The organism is Micromonospora sp. CPCC 205546, assembly GCF_036902715.1.
Taxonomy (GTDB): domain Bacteria; phylum Actinomycetota; class Actinomycetes; order Mycobacteriales; family Micromonosporaceae; genus Micromonospora.
This window is the reverse complement of record NZ_JBAKHL010000154.1, coordinates 1-1,394: the sequence shown is the minus strand read 5'-3', so window position 1 is coordinate 1,394 and position 1,394 is coordinate 1. Positions and strand designations below refer to the sequence as shown.

The window sequence follows — 1,394 nt, the reverse complement described above, 5'->3', positions numbered from 1 at the left end:
GGGAGTGTGGACCTAACGGTGTTTCCGGCCTGACCTGCCAGGCGTTGTGCCTGGTGAGGAGGGTGCCGTGATGACCGCGACACTGAACGACCAGACCGGACGTAGGAAGCGGCCCGAGCCGTCGGCGGAGGCGAAGGCTGCCGCCGAGCTGGTCCGGGCAGCCAAGGAACAGGGCCTGTCGTTGACGGGCCCGGGCGGTCTGCTCAAGCAGTTGACCAAGACGGTCCTGGAGACCGCGCTCAACGAGGAGATGACCGAGCACCTCGGCTACGAAAAACACGACCAGGCCGGCGCCGGTTCGGGCAACGTCCGCAACGGGATCCGGTCGAAGACGGTGCTGACCGACGCCAACGGTCCGGTGCAGATCGAGGTGCCACGGGATCGGGCTGGCACGTTCGAGCCGCAGATCGTCCGCAAGCGGCAGCGCCGGTTGTCGGGGGTCGACGAGGTCGTGTTGTCGCTGTATGCCAAAGGCCTGACCACGGGCGAGATCTCAGCCCACTTCGCGGAGATTTACGGGGCTTCGGTGTCGAAGGAGACGATCTCGCGGATCACCGACAAGGTGATCGAGGAGATGGTCGACTGGTCCCACCGGCCCCTGGATGAGATCTACGCGGCCGTGTTCATAGACGCCATCGTGGTCAAGGTCCGCGACGGGCAGGTCGCCAACCGGCCGTTCTACGCCGCGATTGGGGTCACCCTCGACGGGGAGAAGGACATCCTCGGTCTGTGGGCCGGCTCGGGTGGGGAGGGTGCGAAGTTCTGGATGAGTGTGCTGACCGACCTGCGCAACCGCGGCGTGAAGGACGTGTTCTTCCTCGTCTGCGACGGGTTGAAGGGCCTGCCGGATGTGGTCACGAACGTGTGGCCCCAGACGGTGGTGCAGACCTGCGTGATCCACCTGATCCGCAACACGTTCCGGTTGACCTCCCGCAAGTACTGGGACGAGATCAAGCGCGACATCAAACCGATCTACACCGCCGTCAACGCCGACGCCGCCCGAGCGGCGTTCGACGACCTGGCCGACAAGTGGCGCAGCCGGTATCCGGCGGTGATCCGCCTGTGGGACAACGCCTGGGCCGAGTTCATCCCGTTCCTCGACTACGACCTGGAGATCCGCAAGGTTATCTGCTCCACCAACGCGATCGAGTCGCTCAACGCCCGCTACCGGCGAGCCGTGAAGGCCCGCGGCCACTTCCCCAACGAGCAGGCCGCGTTGAAGTGTCTGTACCTGGTGACAAGGTCCCTGGACCCCACCGGAGCAGGCAGAACCCGATGGACGATGCGCTGGAAACCCGCGTTGAACGCCTTCGCCATCACCTTCAGCGACCGCTTCCCAGCCGCTGAAACCTACTAACCAAGATCGCCGGAAACACCGTTAGCGAGACAGCCCC

1 protein-coding gene is annotated in these 1,394 nt (G+C 65.1%); it reads left to right on the top strand.

Annotated features, from left to right (window positions below):
- Positions 1 to 70: 70 nt before the first annotated feature.
- A complete protein-coding gene (locus tag V6U77_RS29770; protein ID WP_334610060.1) occupies positions 71 to 1,357 on the top strand; it encodes an IS256 family transposase in 1,287 nt (428 codons plus the stop codon).
- Positions 1,358 to 1,394: the final 37 nt, after the last annotated feature.

What these genes read in the sequence shown, in the direction of transcription:
- V6U77_RS29770 (WP_334610060.1), top strand. Translation starts at nt 71, where the DNA reads ATGACCGCGACACTGAACGACCAGACCGGACGTAGGAAGCGGCCCGAG.